This is a genomic window from Gemmatimonadota bacterium, from assembly GCA_026706345.1.
Taxonomy (GTDB): Bacteria; JAAXHH01; JAAXHH01; order JAAXHH01; family JAAXHH01; genus JAAXHH01.
Map to the genome: position 1 here is coordinate 1 of JAPOYX010000183.1, position 18,414 is coordinate 18,414.

At 62.3% G+C, this 18,414-nt stretch carries 17 protein-coding genes; all 17 read right to left on the minus strand.

The window, feature by feature from the left end; translation table 11 throughout:
- Window positions 1–324: 324 nt before the first annotated feature.
- The 17 genes from OXG98_12475 to OXG98_12555 all read right to left on the minus strand — a co-directional run bounded on the left by OXG98_12475 (window position 325) and on the right by OXG98_12555 (window position 18,404).
- Complete coding sequence (locus OXG98_12475) at window positions 325–1,101, minus strand: SDR family oxidoreductase (GenBank protein MCY3772817.1); 777 nt, start codon at window positions 1,099–1,101, stop codon at window positions 325–327.
- Between the two features lie 26 nt (window positions 1,102–1,127).
- Window positions 1,128–2,114, minus strand: coding sequence for a cyclase family protein (locus OXG98_12480; GenBank protein MCY3772818.1), 987 nt, complete (start codon window positions 2,112–2,114; stop codon window positions 1,128–1,130).
- 87 nt (window positions 2,115–2,201) lie between these two features.
- On the minus strand, window positions 2,202–3,005 hold the full coding sequence (locus tag OXG98_12485; GenBank protein ID MCY3772819.1) for a phytanoyl-CoA dioxygenase family protein: 804 nt from the start codon (window positions 3,003–3,005) through the stop codon (window positions 2,202–2,204).
- An 11-nt stretch (window positions 3,006–3,016) separates the two neighbouring features.
- Window positions 3,017–3,466, minus strand: a complete 450-nt coding sequence (locus OXG98_12490) for a type I restriction enzyme HsdR N-terminal domain-containing protein (GenBank protein ID MCY3772820.1) — start codon at window positions 3,464–3,466, stop codon at window positions 3,017–3,019.
- A 47-nt stretch (window positions 3,467–3,513) separates the two neighbouring features.
- A complete protein-coding gene (locus OXG98_12495) occupies window positions 3,514–4,467 on the minus strand; it encodes a Gfo/Idh/MocA family oxidoreductase (protein MCY3772821.1) in 954 nt (317 codons plus the stop codon).
- 59 nt (window positions 4,468–4,526) lie between these two features.
- Entirely contained in the window at window positions 4,527–6,032 is a 1,506-nt protein-coding gene (gene betC / locus OXG98_12500; GenBank protein ID MCY3772822.1) for a choline-sulfatase, read from the minus strand.
- A gap of 42 nt (window positions 6,033–6,074) precedes the next feature.
- A complete protein-coding gene (locus OXG98_12505) occupies window positions 6,075–6,923 on the minus strand; it encodes a hypothetical protein (GenBank protein MCY3772823.1) in 849 nt (282 codons plus the stop codon).
- The gene (locus OXG98_12510) at window positions 6,923–8,569 is read right to left on the minus strand and encodes a hypothetical protein (protein ID MCY3772824.1); all 1,647 of its coding nucleotides are present in this window, start codon (window positions 8,567–8,569) and stop codon (window positions 6,923–6,925) included. The genes OXG98_12505 and OXG98_12510 overlap by 1 nt, the downstream gene beginning before the upstream one ends.
- A 200-nt stretch (window positions 8,570–8,769) precedes the next feature.
- Window positions 8,770–9,528, minus strand: a complete 759-nt coding sequence (locus OXG98_12515) for a pyridoxine 5'-phosphate synthase (GenBank protein ID MCY3772825.1) — start codon at window positions 9,526–9,528, stop codon at window positions 8,770–8,772.
- Window positions 9,529–9,544: 16 nt separating this feature from the next.
- Window positions 9,545–10,735 carry a divergent polysaccharide deacetylase family protein gene (locus OXG98_12520; protein ID MCY3772826.1) on the minus strand — a complete coding sequence of 397 codons (1,191 nt, stop codon included), beginning with the start codon at window positions 10,733–10,735 and terminating at the stop codon, window positions 9,545–9,547.
- A 50-nt stretch (window positions 10,736–10,785) separates the two neighbouring features.
- Window positions 10,786–11,658: a 16S rRNA (adenine(1518)-N(6)/adenine(1519)-N(6))-dimethyltransferase RsmA gene (rsmA, locus tag OXG98_12525; GenBank protein MCY3772827.1), complete on the minus strand. Its 873-nt coding sequence runs from the start codon at window positions 11,656–11,658 to the stop codon at window positions 10,786–10,788.
- On the minus strand, window positions 11,655–12,419 hold the full coding sequence (locus OXG98_12530; GenBank protein MCY3772828.1) for a TatD family hydrolase: 765 nt from the start codon (window positions 12,417–12,419) through the stop codon (window positions 11,655–11,657). Before OXG98_12530 ends, rsmA begins: the two co-directional genes overlap by 4 nt.
- 131 nt (window positions 12,420–12,550) lie before the next feature.
- Window positions 12,551–14,662: a methionine--tRNA ligase gene (metG, locus tag OXG98_12535; GenBank protein ID MCY3772829.1), complete on the minus strand. Its 2,112-nt coding sequence runs from the start codon at window positions 14,660–14,662 to the stop codon at window positions 12,551–12,553.
- An 87-nt stretch (window positions 14,663–14,749) separates the two neighbouring features.
- Window positions 14,750–15,952: a hypothetical protein gene (locus OXG98_12540; GenBank protein ID MCY3772830.1), complete on the minus strand. Its 1,203-nt coding sequence runs from the start codon at window positions 15,950–15,952 to the stop codon at window positions 14,750–14,752.
- 9 nt (window positions 15,953–15,961) lie between these two features.
- A complete protein-coding gene (locus tag OXG98_12545; GenBank protein ID MCY3772831.1) occupies window positions 15,962–16,774 on the minus strand; it encodes a class I SAM-dependent methyltransferase in 813 nt (270 codons plus the stop codon).
- On the minus strand, window positions 16,768–17,055 hold the full coding sequence (locus OXG98_12550; protein MCY3772832.1) for a S4 domain-containing protein: 288 nt from the start codon (window positions 17,053–17,055) through the stop codon (window positions 16,768–16,770). Before OXG98_12550 ends, OXG98_12545 begins: the two co-directional genes overlap by 7 nt.
- Before the next feature lie 38 nt (window positions 17,056–17,093).
- Window positions 17,094–18,404, minus strand: coding sequence for a peptidylprolyl isomerase (locus OXG98_12555; protein MCY3772833.1), 1,311 nt, complete (start codon window positions 18,402–18,404; stop codon window positions 17,094–17,096).
- Between the last annotated feature and the right edge of the window lie 10 nt (window positions 18,405–18,414).

Sequence of the window (18,414 nt, forward strand, 5' to 3'; positions counted from 1 at the left end):
CGGTGATTGATCTCCCGTTTCGACGCCAGAATAAGGCCGGCAAGCGCCACGCCCACACTGACTATCCCGATCAACTCGACGCTCATATTGTAACTTCCCCACGCTAAGGCGTATTCATCGTACTGAGGGTAACTGGCACCAAGTTCAGTGTTCGAATTCCTGTCCGTATCTCAACCAGTTACTTCAATAGTCGGCATCCCCTGCAGGTTTCTCGTACAAAAAAACAAACCTGGTACGAGAATAAGACTCTACCGACGGCACTTCGAGTTTTACTGAACGCCCCAATCATTCCACATGCCAATCCTCAGCCGTGATTCAACCCATCTAGGCCCACGCCCCCCGAGCCATCAGCCCCCCGTCCACATTCAACCATTCTCCCGTGATGAAGGAAGCCCGGTCGCTCGCGAGGAAGAGCACCGTGTTGGCGATATCTTCCGGACTACCAAGCCGGTTTACCGCATGCCGGGAGGCCATGTCCGTCCGTATTTCGGCCTCGTCGCCACCGATCGAATCGATGGCCTCCTGCAGGAGCGGCGTTTCGATGGTGCCCGGGTTGACCGCCACCACGCGGATATTGTCCTCCGCATAGTCCAGGGCCAATTGACGAACCAGCGACAGGTCGCCCCCCTTGCTCGCCGCGTAGGCGGAGATGCCCTTCGCCGACTGCAGTCCCTGGACGCTCGCCGTGTTGATGATCACCCCGCCCCCGCGTCGCTTCATCACGGGAACGCAGTACTTGACCATCAGGAACCGGCTTTTGAGATTCACGTCGATGATCCGGTCCCACTGCGCCTCGGACAATTCGTGGGCGGGAAGATAGCTCGCCGTAGGCTGGATCCCGACGTTGTTGCACAGTATATCGACGCCTCCCCAGGCTTCCGTCGCGGTTTCCACCAGGGAACGGCATATCTCGCTGGTGGTGACATCGGCGTGGACGTAACGGATCCGGTCGCTGGACGCGGCGATTTCGGTGCCGGCTTCGTCGTCGATATCGGCGCAGAGTACATGGGCGCCTTCACCGGCGAAGGCGCGTACGATCCCCCCGCCAATTCCCTTGGCACCGCCGGTAACGATGACCACTTTTCCTTCGAATGCTGACATGACTTGCTCCTTTCTGCGGCAGTATCTCACCTGATGGCGATCGGCCGGGCCGGCGAGCCCGTTGCGCCCTTGAATCGTATGGGCGTGTGGATGAACAGGAACTCGTAGACCCCGTCCCCGGACAGTTCGTCAAGGTTCATGTTCTCGAGGTTCCATACGCCGTTCCGGGTGATCAACTCCTGGTGGACCGGAAAGGCTTTACTGACATCCGGATTAGGCACGACCTCAGTGGTCCACTGGTCAGAACCGATCATTGAGGCCTTCTTCTCGACCACCCAGCGGGCTACGGCCATTCCGATGCCCGGCGGGCTGGCGTTGTATGTGCCGGGGTCGTTCCAGTGACGCGCCCATCCGTACCGGAAGAAGTACGCGTCTCCTGGTTCGAGACTTTCCATCGCAATGCCCTGGCGCTCCAGCGCGCCTTCGACGTCCTCCACGGTGACCTCGTACCCGTGATTGAGGGATTCCACGCCCTTGTACGCGGCCACGTCGACCAGGACACCCCGGGTGACGAAGGGCTTGACGTGCTCGATGCCCAGCTTCACGAGCCCGTAGGGCCCCTTGATCTCTTCATTGGTAAACCCGTTATAGAAGACGTCCTTCTCTGTTCCGTCCGCCATCCTGATCCGTTCGCCGATATGGCCCGGCCCATCGAACTGCGTGCCGACCTGGCCGATTTCGGCCACCAGGAACTCATCGTAATAGATCAGGTTGTTCGACCCCATGGGCTCGCCCGTGGGAGAACCGGGCAGCACCATGGAATACGTCCGCTGGCCGAAGAGGGGCATGTCGGCGCTGTATACCTGGCCGATTTCGTAGATCTGACCCGTCTTGACCAGGGTCAAAGCCTTCAGCACCTTTTCCGGCGTGATCCAGTTGGAACCACCGGCCTGGTCATCCTTGCCCCAGATGGGATGGGGCCACCACGGTCCCTGCTCCCGCGTCTGCGCGGAGACCTGGAGGACCAAACCAACGGATAGAAGGAAAACGATAACGTACTTCGCGGATTTCATGAAACTACCTCCTGAATGAGTTGACTGAACGGCATAGCATAGCTGAAATGCAACCATGGCATGGTGGATCGGTTCCGTTTTCCAAAATCAGTCGTAATTGCTCTGTACATGCTCGCCCAACAGCCGGCGCTGGCGGTCCGTGGCGCGGGAAAGTATATCCGGATCGAACTGGAACCGGTTCAGGTAGGGCGGAAACTTCTGCGTGATCATGCGCTGGGCGTAATGGACCTGGAGCAGGTAGCGCACCCGGTCGCTCGTGTTCGCCGTTCCCCGGTGCCAGACTTCGCAGCGGAACAGGACGGCGTCGCCGGCGGAGCAGAAAATGCTCCTAGGTTCGACCCCGCGCCAGGAGGTCTCTCCACTGATAGGGCGGCGACCGGCGCGGTGGCTGCCGGGAATGAACTGCGTGGGCCCCAGGGCCTCGTACAGATCATCGAGATAATAGTGGGCCGTGGTGATGTACACCGGCACCTTGACCCGGGGATCGTCCATGACGTCCTCCGGCAGCTCCAGCGGCTGCCAATCCACGTGGATGCCCTGGTCCGGCCGGCCCGGGCCCGTCATCCACGCCGTCATGCCGATGACGTGACAGTCCGCTCCATGGGCGGCTTCGACCACGTCGATGACCTCAGGGCGGTCCAGATAGGACAGAAACACCGGGTCCCGGTTGAACACGTTGTTGATGGACTTGTTGAGAAAACCGTGGCTTTCGGGATCCGTAAACCGATCGAATTCATCGGGACGCGCTTCCAGCCGGTCCATGGCGTCGCGCAATTCGACAACTTCACCATCTGTAAGCGCGCCGGGGAAATAGACGTAGCCGTCCTGTTCCAGGGCTTCAACCCGCTGTTTCGGCGTCTCTCTCGCGACCAGTTTCAGTCCTTCCGGCACGCTCGAACTCCTCAGGTTTCCTCGAACTCGGGCAGTTCCGACAGAAAACGGAAACCACCGCCGGCCCTGTGTTCGCAGCAGAAGTGTGTCCTGCCGTTGGTGGCCACGAGATACCGGGCCTGGATGACCGAATTGTACCGGGCCAGTTGCTCGAACACCGCTTCGGTCACCCGGACCTCCGGCGCCTTGCATTCGCCCATCAGGACCGGCCTGCCTTTCCGGTCATGCATGATCACGTCGGCGCGGACCGCCGTTCCGGCATACTGGAATCCTTTTTCCACGGCGGCAAAGCCCGCGGGAAAGCCCCGGTCCTCCACCAGGTACCGAACCAGGTGCTGCCGGACCCATTCTTCGGGCGTAAGGCGGACGAACCGGCGCCGGACCCCGTCGAAGATAACCCTGCGGCCCGCTTCGTCCGAGTCGATTTCGAATACGTATTCCGGGAAATTGAGCCGTTGCATGATGAAGGCGGCCGGCACTCGAAGACGGCGTTCGAACTGGACAGCTTCTAGTCGGGACAGTGCCCCGTTTCGATCCAGTCCACGAGGCGGATGGTGTGTATGACGTCCCGCAGGTCGCTGACCGGGGTGGTGTGGTTTCGTACGGACTCCACGAAATGCTCGTGCATGGCGAGCGCACCCTCGTAACGGGGCGTATCTTCCGGGTCGTCGCCGTTGATCTCCCAGCCCCGCAGCACGGTCTGCTGATCGTCCTCGCGGATGTCGATTTCCTCGGGCAGCTTCATGTAGCAGCCGATGCCCACGCCGTGCAGCTCCGCGCCCAACACCCGGCCGCCGGAGGCGCGGTTTCCAAATACGACGCCCGTGGCCCCGCCGGCGAAACGGACCAGCGCCGTGTAGTGATTCCAGTCGACGGAATCGAACTTGTCGCGGTAACGGGTTACTTCGACGGGTTCACTGCCCACCATGTACCGCAGCAGGTCCACCACGTGGGTCACGTCGTTCCAGAGCGTCGTCGTGTACTCCGGCCTGTCGAGCAGCATTTTCTTGTTGAAGGTGGTCACGGCGAGAGAGACCGGGCCCCTCGCGCGCACGCGCCGCATAGCCTCGCGGACCACCGAGGTATAGCGCCGTTGGTACCCCACCATGGCGTACACGTCGTGCTCCACGGCCGCATCCAGCAATTGGCGCGTCTCTTCGCTGTTCTTTCCCGGGGGTTTTTCGATGAATACGTGCTTGCCCGCGCGCAGACAGTCGAGGGCGGGCTGAAGCAGCCATTTCTCGTGCATGACGCAGTAGACCACGTCCAGTTCCACTTCCGACAGCATGGCGCGATGGTCCGTGTACACGTGCGGAAAGTCGTATCGGTCCGTTACCTGCGCCAGGCGCGTCTCGTCCAGTTCGCACACGGCAGTCATTTCGACATCGGCCAACCGGTCCACCGCCGGGTAGTGGGCGCTCTGGGAACGGCCTCCGGCACCGATGAAGCCTGCACGCAACATGAAAACCCCCTTTTGTCCGCCGAGCGAAGCGAGCGGGTTTGCCGGTACTCGCAAATGGGCTATTTAATGTACTGGTTCATAGCGCCGCGCCGGTGGTCGAAACCCGGGGCGTGACTCCACGTGTGGCCCTGCCGCGCCATGGTATCCCGGACCAGGCGCCGCCGGTAAAGGCTGGCCAGGTTTTCCGCCGCCATGACATCCGGGTCGAACCGGTCGAGGATCCGATCGCGAAGACGCGCTTCCACCTGGCGGTGCGCGTCCTCGCCGGTAAGATTATGCCATTCGCCCGGATCGCTGTCCAGATTAAAAAGGCACGGCGCATGGCCGTGGATGTAGTGGTACTTGTACCGTCCCTGCCGCGCCATGATGCAGGGCATGCCCACGGCCTCGTGCGCCTGGGCGAACACCACGCGGTCCGCGTCGGCCCCGGCGGTGGACGACGCGAGACTTACGCCGTCGTGGGGAAGCAGGCCCCCGACGCCCGCGAGGTCGCAGAAGGTGGGCAGGAGATCGATCAGGGACACGGGACGGGGACAGGTTGTACCCGCCCGCCAGCCTTCCGGATAGCGGACGATGAGGGGTACGCGGCAGGACCATTCGTAGAAGCACCGCTTCTGCACCATGCCCCGCTCGCACAGCATATCACCGTGGTCGCTGGCGAAGACCACCACCGTGTTTTCCGCCAGGCCCGTCTCGTCCAGCGTGTCCAGCAGGCCGCCGACCTTGTCGTCCATGTAGCTCACCAGCGCGTAATAGGCGCGGCGAAGCCGATAGAGGCCCTCTTCGTCCCGCAGGTCGTAACGGCCGGTACCGTGATAGGCGTTCAGGTTCCGGTCCATCATGGAGTAGTGTTCATCCATGTCGGCGGGTAAGGCAGGGAGTTCGATTTCCGCCCCTTCATACTGTTGCCACCATACATCCGGAGGCCAGAACGGCTCGTGGGGATGGTGATAGGACGCGCAGAGCAGGAAGGGACCCTCTCCCCCGCCGGACTTCCTTGCCCGCAGGTATTCAATGGCCCGGAAATGAGTTTCCTCGTCGTAGCTGAGGGCGTCGTGCCAGACCCCGATTCGCACGCCGTCGCCCGTGTAACCCGCCGCGTTATACGCCGGCCGGTCGGCCATTACCCGCTCGCAGTCCCTTCCCCCGGTCTCCTTGAGACGGATCCACTCGGGTTTGACCCAATCGAAATCCGAGGAATATATGTCGGTGGTCAGCCGCATTCGGAATCCGTGCAGTTGATCCGGACCGATGAAGTGCATCTTGCCGGACAGCACGGTATCGTAGCCCGCATCGGCCAGGTAGTGGGCGAAGGTCGGCTGGTCCGCGGCCAGCAGCGCGCCATTGTCCCAAGCGCCGATTTCGGAGGCGTGTCTTCCCGTCATCAGGCAGGCCCGGCCGGGCGCGCAGAGAGGAAAGGCGGTATAGGCGGCATCGTACCGGACGCCGGTTTCCGCCAGCCTGTCCAGGTGCGGTGTCCGGACGACGGGATGTCCGTAGGCCCCGGTCAACGCGGCGACCATCTGGTCGGAAAGGATCAGGAGGATGTTGGGCTGGTCGGCCATGACGCTCCAGGAGGACCGTGCGGGCGAGTCCACTGCGGGCAATTATCGCTGTCGGCGGCCTCCGCGCCGAGCGGGCGTCCCGGTTTCGAGCAATACGTTTTGCGTCATGGAGACGAGCGGTACCACGGATATCAACGCGGTAAGGGCGCCGACCGGACCGCCGATCAGCAGCAACAGGCCGATATCCCGGGGAGGCCCCTCGGCGAGGACGGCCAGCGGGGCGGCGATCAGCAGGGCGGCCAGGCCGGCCAGGAACAGGAAGGGCATGGCCCGCGACATGCCGGCACGCACCGAGTGGCCGACCGGTTCCCGCCGCGCGGCTTCCATCTGGATTCTGACCTGGCTGTAGCCCAGGAAGGCCATCACTACGGCCAGCGCTCCGGCCGCCATGAGGGCCAGGATACTCGAAACCGAAATCAGATCCACCAGGCCAAAGGTCATTCCCGCCGTGACGATCATGGTGTACAGCGCGCAACCCATGGCCACAACGGCGAAGCGGGCGCCCACGCGCAGCGCCAGGTAAAGGGTAATGATCATGATGCCGATCATCATCCCGTTCCACTCTCCCAGCCAGTCGATCGACCGTGCAAAGGGGAGCAGCAACCGCACGATGCTTCCGGCCGCCAACACTCCCAGAGTCAGCGCGATGCTCTTGCCGGGCCGGTCGTCGATCCGGGCTCCGACGATGACCAGTACGATCAGCATGATCACGAAAAGGCCGTAAAGCAAGTCGCCGGACAACAGTAACGCGATCAGACCGTCGGTGGCCGCATGTTCCGCCTTCAGCGCCGTGGCGGCGATTCCCGACACGGCCAGCAACACGGCGAAGGCGTAGACCAGCCCGGTCCTGTCGATCAGTTTTCCGTAGAATGCTGCCAGATTGTTTGCCATCACACGCTCAACTTCCTGATCTGCCAGTCCGCCACCAGGGAGGACAGGAGCATGTTCGTCCAGAGGAAGGCGGTCAGCAGGCTGCCGGCCGCGCCGGAAAACAGCACGAGGCCGAAATTGACGAGCCCGTCCGTGCCGACCACGACCAGGCTGAGCGAGACGAGCAACAGCATGACGTGGACCCAGACGAGGACCGGCCTGCATTTCTCAAGCGCCGTCATTACGCCTTGCCGGACCGAGGACTCCACACCGGACTCCGCCCGCAGAAATTCGAACATCCAGAGATGGACCGTGGTGAAGACGAGAAACGCGCCGAGGAGACCCGCCGCGCCGGCGAGCGTGAAGTACGGTGCGATTCCGGCGATGTTCCATAGCCTGAGGACGGCTCCGGTCATGATCAGATGGTACAGTATTCCCACCAGAAAAACCACACCGGCGGCCCGGTACCGGATCAGAAGCAGGGCGCCGAGCAGCCCCAGGGCGATCACCGCGGCTCCTGCCAGTCGATCCACGACATCCTCACCGTATGGCGAGGGCGAATCCTCTGCCGCGTGATCCGGGAGCGTCACGGCCAGGGGAGGCGCCTCGGATTCCAGGATGGCCGCCAGGGCGCGCGCCTCGTCAAGGGTGTCGCCCCCCGGGATCTCTATGCGCCCGTCGGGTATCCTGCCCTGTATGTTCAGTGTCACGTACACCTGCCCGTTCATCTTGATGGCCAGGCGGTTGCCCGCGTTGGCGCTGGACAGGTTGGCCAGGCTCTCCCGGCCCTCGTCCTCCAGGAATAGACGCACCGCGTAGGCACCACGGTTCGCGGTAACCGATGCGTCGCTGACCACGGCCGAGGCGAGGGGTTGCACGTTCAGGTCGATGTCCTGATTGATGAAGTAGAGCGGATAGTACAGACTTCCGCCGCGTTCCACCGGCTCGGAAGCCCAGGCGAAGGCGCCGGCGGGGGGATTCGCCAGGTTGAAGGCCCGAATGGCGGCCTGCACGGTGGAATCGGCCAGTATGGCCCGTACGGCTTCCACGTTGTCCTCCCTGACCGCGATGTCACCGATTCCCTCTTCCACGGTTATACGGGCAAGCAACGCGCTCAGTCCACCCGGCGGCACCGATTCCGATCTGTCCTGTCCGGCTGTTTCCGGGTCGCCCGCACCGCCCGGGTCGCTTGGGCCGCCCGCGCTCTGGCTGTCCACGCCTTGGCCGCCCGCACCTGGACCGAGCGGACCAGGCGGGCCGCCGGATGCCGACGAGTCCCTTTCAAGCACGGCATCGTCTATACGCTGCCTCAACGCCTGTACTTCCGCGCCGTCCTTGAATAAGTGCAGCGTGATCTCGCCGGATTCCCGGATCATTCTGCTTGCCAGACCGGTGTCCGCGCTCAACGGCACGACGATATCGAAGGTGTCCTCTTCCCGCGCCGCAACAACGGGTTCCGAAATACCGAAGGTATTCAGGCGTCGACGCCAGGTCTCGACCAGGCTCGCCACCGCCCGTATCCGGCCCCGTTCCGTGAACCGCGAGACATCCACGTCCGCGGCGAGACGGTATCCACCCGCCAGATCGATCCCCGGTACCGTGGACTGGCCGTACAGCGCTTTCCGTTCGGCCGGCGGGAGCTTTTCGAGTGTTTCTGAAGAGGACACCCACAACCTGACGGTCGGAAAGACAAGGATCCCGCCCAGCAGGGTTACAGCGAGAAAGACCAGGAAAGAAATACGTTTGTGGATGGTCTGTTCCTTTCAATACCGCAGCCGGCGTGGGACCAGCAGCCACCTCGACAGGGTGATGGTTTGCCACGATGCCGGACTTCAATACCCCGGCCAGCGTGGAACCGGCGGCCAGTCTACCAGTCTACCGGGGGCCGGGGCGCGTGACGGATGATGTCGACCAGATCCCGGACGGCCCGTTCGAACCCTATGGTCATCGCCCGCACGGCGACGGCATAGCCCACGACCATTTCTTCCACTTCCGCGATGCCCGCCAGATCGGCCGCCGTCCGGTAATCGACGCCCCGGCCGACGGAAACTCCCATGTTCAGCCGCGCCGCCGTCTTTGCCGCGCCGGCCATTTCTTCGAATACCCGGGCTTTCTTCTCGGGGTCGGCGGCCTGAACGTATTGACTCGCGTCGATATGCACATAGTCCGTCTTGATCTCGGCGCATTGCCGGACGTGCGTCGCGGTGGGTCTGATCAATATGTTCGTAAGGATACGGTTTTCCTGCAACACCCCGATCATGCGTTCGACCGGCCGTTCCAGGGAATCGCCCTGGGGCCAGGGTGAATCGTACCAATCATTGTTCAGGCCCGCATGCCCGTAACCCAACGGAACAAGAGTAACCATATCGGGCGAAATCGTCAAGATACTCTGCAGCAGTTCCGGGTCCGGGGGAGCAATGACGTTCAGGTGGCTGTGCACGAGCTGCCGGATGATGTCGTATTCCCCGCCCAGGTAAAGCGAAGCGTCAGATGCCCACGAGATCGTTACGGCGTCCGCCCCGCTCACCTGCGACATCATGACTGCGGTCATGGGATCGGGTTCTCCGCGTTTCGTTATGTTTCGCAGGGCGGCGACCTGGTCTACGCATACACTCAGTTTTACCATGGGTGAAGCTCCGGTGTCAGTTGTTTAAAAGGTCGGAAACCCGAACGAATTCAATGCCCCTCAACTCAAGTTGTGCCATCCGGTTCACCAGAACCTGAAACGTATGCGGCCTTGCATCGGCGATGACAATCGCCCGGGCGTCTTCCAGGGCCGAAAGCGACGCCCGGTCCAGGTTCATGGATATGATCACGGGGTTGTAAACGGGATCGAGGGTGCCCCAGGCACGAAGCCGGCCGGGTCCGTCGTCCGGATTCTCCGAAACCGAGGACGATTCCCCTGTTTGCGCGATGTCCACGAAGTACTTGTCGCGCTTGCCCAGTTCGTTCACCACGGGGGCGAGTACTTCGGCATCATTGTCCATGCGGCCACCAGGGTATCCCAGCACGCCCCGGGCTGTCGGAAGCGATGCGAGGGCGTCTTCCACGATGCGCCGGTTGGTCGCTTCCGAATGAGCGGACAGAATGGATCTCTGGCGTGACACATTGCGCGTGAAAGACCTCGGTTGCACGGGCAGCAACGCAATCACCTCGTGGTTCCCGCGCGCGATCTCCCTGGCTATATCACCCGCCCCGGATACCCAGGGCAGCAGGGCGAAGGTGATTGGCCGCGTGAATTCCGCCAGTTTCTCGACCATGTCGCGGTGATTCCCGTCCGTGTAGGCGATCACTACCGCCAGGCGGCCCTTTTTTTTCTGAACGCCTTCTGCGCGGTTTATGTAGAGGTGGTGCGTAACCTTGCCGTCGTGGGCGATTTCGAGCAACAAGTCCCGGGTCCTGCTCCGTTCCGCCGCGCGGACGACCGTCCCGCCCGCCCGCGTGACCGCCCTGGCAATCTCGAGATTGCATTCCGTCAGCGAATAGGCGCCCGAAACGGTGACATGGCGCTCCACGGGCGTCCACCGGCCTGCTCCGATCATCCGACGCGGTTTTTCATCCCTTATCCTGCCCGGCGTCACCTGCAGATTGACGAGCGCACCGTACAGGGCGGTCTCCAACGCATGATAGGCCTCCTGGTCGGATTTAAAGGCCGCGGTGCGCGCATACTCGGGAAAGGAAACCGGCCGGGGGCGGTCCAGGAGCCAGTCCACTACCGCCCGCGCCTGGTCTTCATACGCCAGGACCCACGTGGCGAAGGCCAGCAGGACGAATATGGCCGTTCCCAGGCCCGCGTAAAGGAAGTGGCGCCGCCGTTGACTCCTTTCGTTCATCAACCGCTGTCGGGCCGAATGTGAATACCGGAAGCGCATAGTGCAGTCCGTCAGGAATGGTCTTTGCGGTGGTCTCCGTATTCCCGAAGCGCATCGGCCAGCGCCGCAAACTCGGCCAGGTCCAGGGTTTCCCCGCGTCGTTTCAGGTCAATGCCGGTACGATCCGAAAGATAGGCGGCGGAACCGGGAGCCAGGCGACTCACCGCGTGGTGCAGCATCTTGCGGCGATGCTGAAAGGCCGCCCTGATCAGGACGGTCAGCAGGCTCGGGTCTCTGACATCAACGGGCGGTCGATCATGGGGGGTCAGCCTGAGGACGACCGAATCCACCGCCGGACGGGGAACAAACCGGTCGCCTCCTACATGAAACAGGGACTCCACGCCGTAGTGGAACGCCAGAATGGCGGTTATCGCGCCATAGGCTTTCGTTCCCGGAGAGGCCGTCAGGCGTCCGCCCACCTCGCCCTGTACCATGATGACCGCGCGCGTGATCTTTCCATGATGGGTGATCAGCCGGTCCAGGACAGGGCCCGTGATGCCGTAGGGCAGGTTGGCCACGATCACGAACCCCGTTTCGCCGGAGCCTTCCATCAGTTCCGGCAGATCCAGATCGAGCACGTCATGATTCAGGATGGCCAGGTGGTCGTAGTGTCCGTACGCCTCCTCGAGAATCCGCGCCAGCCTGGCGTCGATTTCCACCGCGGTGATCCTGCCCGCCCGGGTCACGAGGTGCCGGGTCAGCGCTCCGGCCCCCGGACCGATTTCAAGCACGGCCGTATTCGGCGTAACACCCGCCGCCTCGACGATGCGACGGGCTATGGACGGATCGTTCAGAAAGTGCTGGCCCCGCGTCCTGGATGGACGGAACGCCGATCTGCGAAGTTCGGCCAGCAGGTCCCCGGGAGGATCGAACGCCGTGCTCATGAGATACGAAACACCTTCTCCGCGTTCCGGGTCGTGGTCCAGGCCAGTTCGCCCATGGACACGGCCCGGTGACAGGCGACCGCTTCAGCCGTGTTTACGAGATAGGCCGGTTCGTTCCGGCGGCCGCGGTGGGGAACGGGCGCCAGGTAAGGCGCGTCTGTTTCAACCAGGATGCGATCCTTCGGCAACCTGGAGACCACTTCGTGGACCGTCGAGTTCTTGAACGTGGCGATGCCGCCAAACCCCAGGAAGCATCCCATGGAAACGGCCTTTTCCGCCATGCCGATATCCCCGGTAAAGCAATGCAGGATTGCGGTCGTCTCCCCGTCGGGGAACTCGTCCAGCATGGCCATGACCTCGGCATGGGCGTCCCGGTCGTGAACGATGACCGGCAGCCCCGTGCTTCGGCCCCACTCCATATGCTTTCTGAACGACGCCTGCTGCAGCGGATAGGTGGACGGGTCGTGGAACAGGTCGATACCCGTTTCGCCCACGCCGACGATGGACGGATGATCGAGCAGTTTCTCGATTTCCCGGAAATCCGCTTCACACGCTTCGTGGACGTGGCAGGGATGGATGCCCGCGGCGGCGTACACGGCGTCGCAGTGCTCGGCAAGCGCAACCGCAGCCAGGCTGCTTTCGAGATCATACCCGATGGAGACCATGCGCTCCACGCCTGCCTCGAGAGCCCGTTGGATCACGTCGCCCCGGTCATGATCGAATGCTGCATCGGTAAGATGGGTATGGGTGTCGAACAGCAAAGGCAGCGCCAGGGTGGAGGATGATTGCGTGATGCCCGATCCGCAGCGGCCGAATCAATCGCACTGGTGGCCGTATCGATCCGCGGCGGCAGCCGCATCATTCGTACAGGGCCTGACGGCCATACGGACCGTCAGGTCACCGATGAACCCGATTGTACCCGGACGTCCGGACCGAGGAGTACGGGCGCGCCGCCGGCATCTAAGGCCGCGAGCAGCATGCCCCTGGATTCCACACCCCGGATTTTCGCGGGCTCCAGGTTCACAACCACTACGATCTGGCGCCCGACCAGTTTGTCCGGGGTGTAACCCGGGGCTATGCCGGACACGATCTGCCGTTCTTCCTCCCCGATGCGGAGCTGCAGCCTGAGCAGCCGGTCCGTTCCGGATACCGGTTCCGCCGCCACGACATCGGCGATGCGCAGATCAATCTGCCGGAACGCATCGATCGAAATGAGTTCGTTTCCGTCCGTCCCGGCGGGTTCGGTTCCACTGGAATCCACCTTCCCGTCTTCCACGGCGATGGACTTGCCCAATTTTTCGACCTGCGCGTCGATCGTTTCGTCATCGATCTTCTGAAACAGGATTTCGATCTTGCCGACGGGCCGTCCGGACAGTGACGCGTCTATCTCGACCTCGTCCCATTTCTGCTCTTCTACGCGCCCTTCCAGGCCCGCCATCTTCCACAGTTTTTCGGCGCTGAACGGCATGATGGGAGACATGACCAGAGCCAGGGTCCTGACTGCCTGCGCGCATACGTAGAGCGTGGTCGCGCACCGTGCCCGGTCGGTCTTGCGCGTGTTCCAGGGCGCCTGGTCGTTGAAGTACCGGTTGCATCCGTTGCCGAGGGATATCAGTTCTCTGACCGCCCGCCTTACCTGGAAGGACTCGAAACACTCGCCGACACGGTCCGGGGCTCCGGCGACGGTATCCAGCATATCCCGGTCCTCCGGCGCAAGCGGCCCCGGCTCCGGGATCACCCCGTCGAAATACCGGTCGATGAAAGTCAGCGTGCGGTTTACGAAATTCCCGAAAATATCGGCCAGCTCATTGTTGTTCCGCGCCTGGAAGTCCTTCCAGGTGAAATCGGCGTCCTTCGTCTCGGGTGAAATCGACGCGAGACAGTACCGCATGGGATCGGGCGGAAAGACCTCCAGGTACTCATCCAGCCAGACCGCCCAGTTCCTGCTCGTGGACAACTTCTGCCCCTCGATGTTGAGAAACTCGTTGGCCGGAATTTCGGAAGGCAGGATGAAATCCCCGTGTTCCATGATCATGGCCGGCCACAGAATCGCGTGAAAGACGATGTTGTCCTTGCCGAGGAAATTGACGAGTTTGCAGTCCGGGTTCAGCCAGTAATCCTTCCACCGGTCGGGATCGCCCTGTTTCACCGCCCACTCCCGGGTGGACGATACGTAGCCCAGCGTGTTCTCGAACCAGACGTACATGACCTTGCCCACCGCGTCGTCCGTCGGCAGCGCCACGCCCCAGTCCAGATCGCGCGAGATAGGGCGGTCGGACAGCCCCTCGTTGAACCAGCCCCGGCAGTAGTTGCGCACGTTATCCTTCCAGTGCTCTTTCGTCTCGATCCAGGCCTCCAGCTCAGGCGACATGCGGGCCAGCTTGAAGTACCAGTGGTTGGCCGGACGCACCTCGAGCGGACCTTCACAGGATTCGCTGTGCGGATCGATCAACTGCGTGGCGTCGAGTATGGTGCCGCAGGCCTCGCACTGGTCTCCCCGGGCGCGGTCCGATCCGCAATGGGGGCACGTGCCCTCCACGTAACGATCGGGCAGAAAGCGGTCGCTGGCCGGACAGTAGATCTGGTTGACTTCGCGTATTTCGAAACAGCCCTTTTCTTCCAAACGTCGGAAGTAGGCCCGGGCCGTTTCATGGTGTATGGGCCGGGAGGTCTGGGAGAAATTGTCGTAGACGATACCGAATTCTTCGAGGGCCCCCTTGATGACAGGATAGTACTTGTCCACCAGTTCCCGGGGCGTTGTGCCTGCCTTCTCGGCCGCCAGGGTGATGGCCACGCCGTGATCGTCCGATCCACTGACGTGAACGACATCCCGGCCTTTCAGTCGCTGGTACCGTACATAGACGTTTCCAGGCAGATGGACGCCCGCAATGTGGCCGATATGCAGCTTGCCGTTCGCGTAAGGCAAGGCATCTGTTACGAGTATTTTTTCCGCCACGGTTTCCTCGGGGACGCGGGTGACCCATACCGGCTGAATCTCGTTCAATTGCCGGATGAATCCCGTTCAATTGCCGGATGAACGTCGTCCAATTCCAGCATCACGATAGCGTGTGAATGGCGGTTTGTCAACGGATCAATCCGTGGCGGGCAGGGTATGGGAGGGCTCCGCCCCGGAGCGCGTCTCGCGCGAAGGCGTCGATCCCCGTTTCAATCTGAGTCTGAGGACAAGCACGAGCAGGGCGAGCTGGACGTGTGCGTTGAGGGCGATGCCCCGCCTGGCTTCTTCTATGGCCGCGATACCATGCTCGATATCCAGGGTGTCCAGCCTGGAAGCCAGCGCCTGCAATGGGGTCCGGCGTTCCGGACCGGAGAGAATCGAGGGTTCGCCCGTGTTGGACAGAATGAACAGGTCGCGGTAGAGCTCGAGCAGGTGGTCCAGGATCTTCTCGATGACCGGTTCTTCCCGGTGTGACGCGGCCAGGGATTCCACCTGCTCGAACAAGCGCAGAGGCGGTGCGTCGTGGATGCACTCCAGCAGGGCAAAGGCATCTTCCCGAATCCGCAAGCCTCCTTCCGACATGGCAGACAGCGCCACGGCAAGCCGGCCCTCGGACCTGCGGGCGAGCAGCGAGGCCTCATCGGGTTCCACGTCGTACCGCCCGGTCAGCGCCGCCGTCACTTCGGCTTCATGGAGGCGCGGAAGGGAAACGGGCTGGCAACGGGACAGGATGGTCGGCAGCAGCAGCCGGGAACGCACCGCGGTCAGGATGAGCATCAGGGTGCCCGGAGGCTCCTCGAGCGTCTTGAGCAGTGCATTCGCGGCCGCGGTGTTCATGCGCTCCGCCGCGACGATCACCGCGACCTTCTTTCGCCCTTCGTACGGCTTGACGGACGCATCTCGCCTGAGCGACCTGATGTCGTCCACGGAAAGGATGTCGTTCTTCCCCAGCGGCAGGGCGGCGTAAGGGTCGCCGGCCAGAAGTGCGGACAATCCCTGCCTGCGTTCCTCCCGGGCGTTTCCACGGCCCGGAGATTCTCTGTCTCTCGTAGCCGCTCCCTCCGGAGGCGGGGCGGATGACGCGGGAACCAGGAGGTGTACGTCGGGGTGCTGAAGCGCGCGGATCCGCCGGCAGTGCCGGCACGCCCCAGACTGGCCGCAGGGTTCTCCGGGTCCACTTTCGCAATTGACCGCGCAGGCGAGTTCAATGGCCAGCGCTTCGGCACCCACGCCGGGCGGTCCGCAGAACAGGTACCCGTGCGCCAGACGGTCCTGCTTCACGGCGTCCATGAGCCGCTGCCGCTGTCGGTGGTGGCCGATGATCCGGTCAAAAGCCATGATACCCATTCAGGATGTGGGACGGACTACGTAATGGACCCGGTTGGACTTCTCCGACGCCTCGCCAAAGGTGAAACCGTCAAAGGCGCCGAGTACGTGATAACCCGCCTCGCGGCAGAGCTGGGCGAGTCTGGCCACGGGATAAATCCGTTGCTCGTGGCGTTCCAGGGAGGAGTGCCGTTTGCCGTTGCGGTTGAAGGTAAGCTGAAATTCATTGACCTGTACGCCCGTGTCGGGAACATACTCGCAACGCCGGATGTAGGAAAAATCCCCTTTGCTTTCCTTGTCGACCTGGTTGTGGAAGTACCTGCGCGAATTGATCTCCGTACAGACGTCGAATATGAACAGACCGCCGGCGTTTATTGCGGCACGCAGTCTGTTCATCATGGCGAGGATGTCCGCCTCTTCCATGATGTAGTTTATGCTGTCGTACAGGCACAACACCGCGTCGTAAGATCCGGATACCGGCAGACGCACCATGTCGCCCGCCTGAAAGCGAATGGTCCGGTGCGCATCCAGGGCTTTCTGTCTCGCGACGGCGATCATGCACTCGGACCGGTCGACGCCCGTCATCCGGTATCCCCGGTCGTCGAGGATACACGCCATGGCGCCGGTCCCGCAGGCCAGTTCGAGTATGTCCTTCGGCGTCACCCCGAACCGGGTGAATACAGACTGTATGTAGTTTGCCCACTGCCTGTAATCCACGTGACGCATCACGTGATCATAGATCTGGGCGAGATCGCTGTAGGGAGGCTCGAAATCGGTTAAGGAAGGTTCCCGGGACGCATGCTCACCGGGATCCCGGTCTCGGGTGTTCACCATTCTTCGAACCCCGGCGATTCATCGCCCAGCCGCTCATCACTCAGCACGACGTACAGGGACTGCGCCCGGTCTTTCGACACGTTTCCCGCCGGGATATCCGACACTTCGAACTCCAGCCGTCTGTGGGGCCACTCCACGACGACGATGTCCTTTGCCGCGACCTGGTGCCCGGGTTTCGCGGGTCTGCCGGAAATGGAAACCAGACCCTGGTCGCAGGCTTTTTTGGCGGCATCCCGCTGCTTGATGATGCGGGACCGTTTCAAAAACAGATCTATTCTCATTTCATGGCATTCGCGGTATTCGCGGCGCGGTTCACCGCTCAGGGCAGGGCGTCCAGACCGCGTTCGTCGATGTACAACTCGCGGCGAAGATCCTCGATCCACCGTTCCCGTTCCCTGTTCCACTTGGCCTGCCTGGCCAGATACGTGATCTGCTGAAATTGGTCGTCCAGGGAGAGCTTTTCGCCGCCGGTCCTGCCGTTCAGCATCATGATGTGATAGGAGACGGCACCCTGGTCAACCACCTTGATGGGTTCGGTCATCTGGTTGACGGATATGGTGTCCAGGGCGGCCTGGTACTGGGGCAGCAACTGATCCATCATGAACTCTCCGATCCGGCCGCCGTCTGAAGCGGAGGCCAGGTCTTCCGAGTATTTGCCGGCGGCCTCGGCGAATGATTCATCGCCGTCGAGAATCCGCTGGCGCAGCATGGAAATCGTCTCCAGCGCACGATGATCGTCCTCATCTGTCTTCGGAATCTGGACCAGGATGTGACGCACCCGGATCTGGTCGCCCTTCCGTTCTTCCAGCTTGATGATATGCAGGCCCACGTCCGTTTGCACGGCGGGGCTGATCTCGCCCGGTTCGAGGGCGAAAGCCGCGTCTTCGAAATCGGCCATGAACGTGCCGCGGGTGAAGAATCCCAGGTCCCCGCCGTTCCGGGCGCTGTTCAGGTCTTCCGAATACCGCCGCGCCATTTCGCCGAAATCCTCCCCGTCTGCTATCCTGCGCCGGATCTCCTTGATCCGTGCATTCAAGGCGGCCACGACTTCCGGGTCCGGGCGTGAAGTGATCATGATGTGGCTCAAGTCGAGCTGGATGGGGTACGACGGAATGCTGTCGTAGTGGGTCTCATAGTACTGGGCTACTTCAAGGCCGGTAACCCGCACTTCGCCGAAGCGATCTTCCTCGAGCCTTCGCTGGAGCAGTTCCTCTTCCTTCTGGCGCCGAAGCAGCCGGTTCCAGTCCCGCATGGTCATGCCGGAATTCGTCACCAGTTGTTCAAGGGCTTCCCCGGAACCGAGCCGTTCCGTGTACTGGTCGATTATCTCGCGTACCGCGCCGTTTACCTGTTCGGCGGGTGCCCTTACGCTGTCCCTGCGCGCGTACGCGAGGATGACGCGCGTATCGATCATATTGTTCAACAACCGGTTCGGCAGGTCTTCCGGCTCCTGCTCGTCCTGCTGCATGCGATACATCTTTACCGCTTCAACCACGTCGGAATAAAGGATGATCTCGTTGTCCACGACGGCCACGACGTAGTCCAGCAACTGCTGGCCGTAGACGGGGCGGCCAGCCAAAGCTACGGCCAGGGCCAGGAACAGCCAGATATGACGGGGAAATGCGCGCATGTTCCTGCAC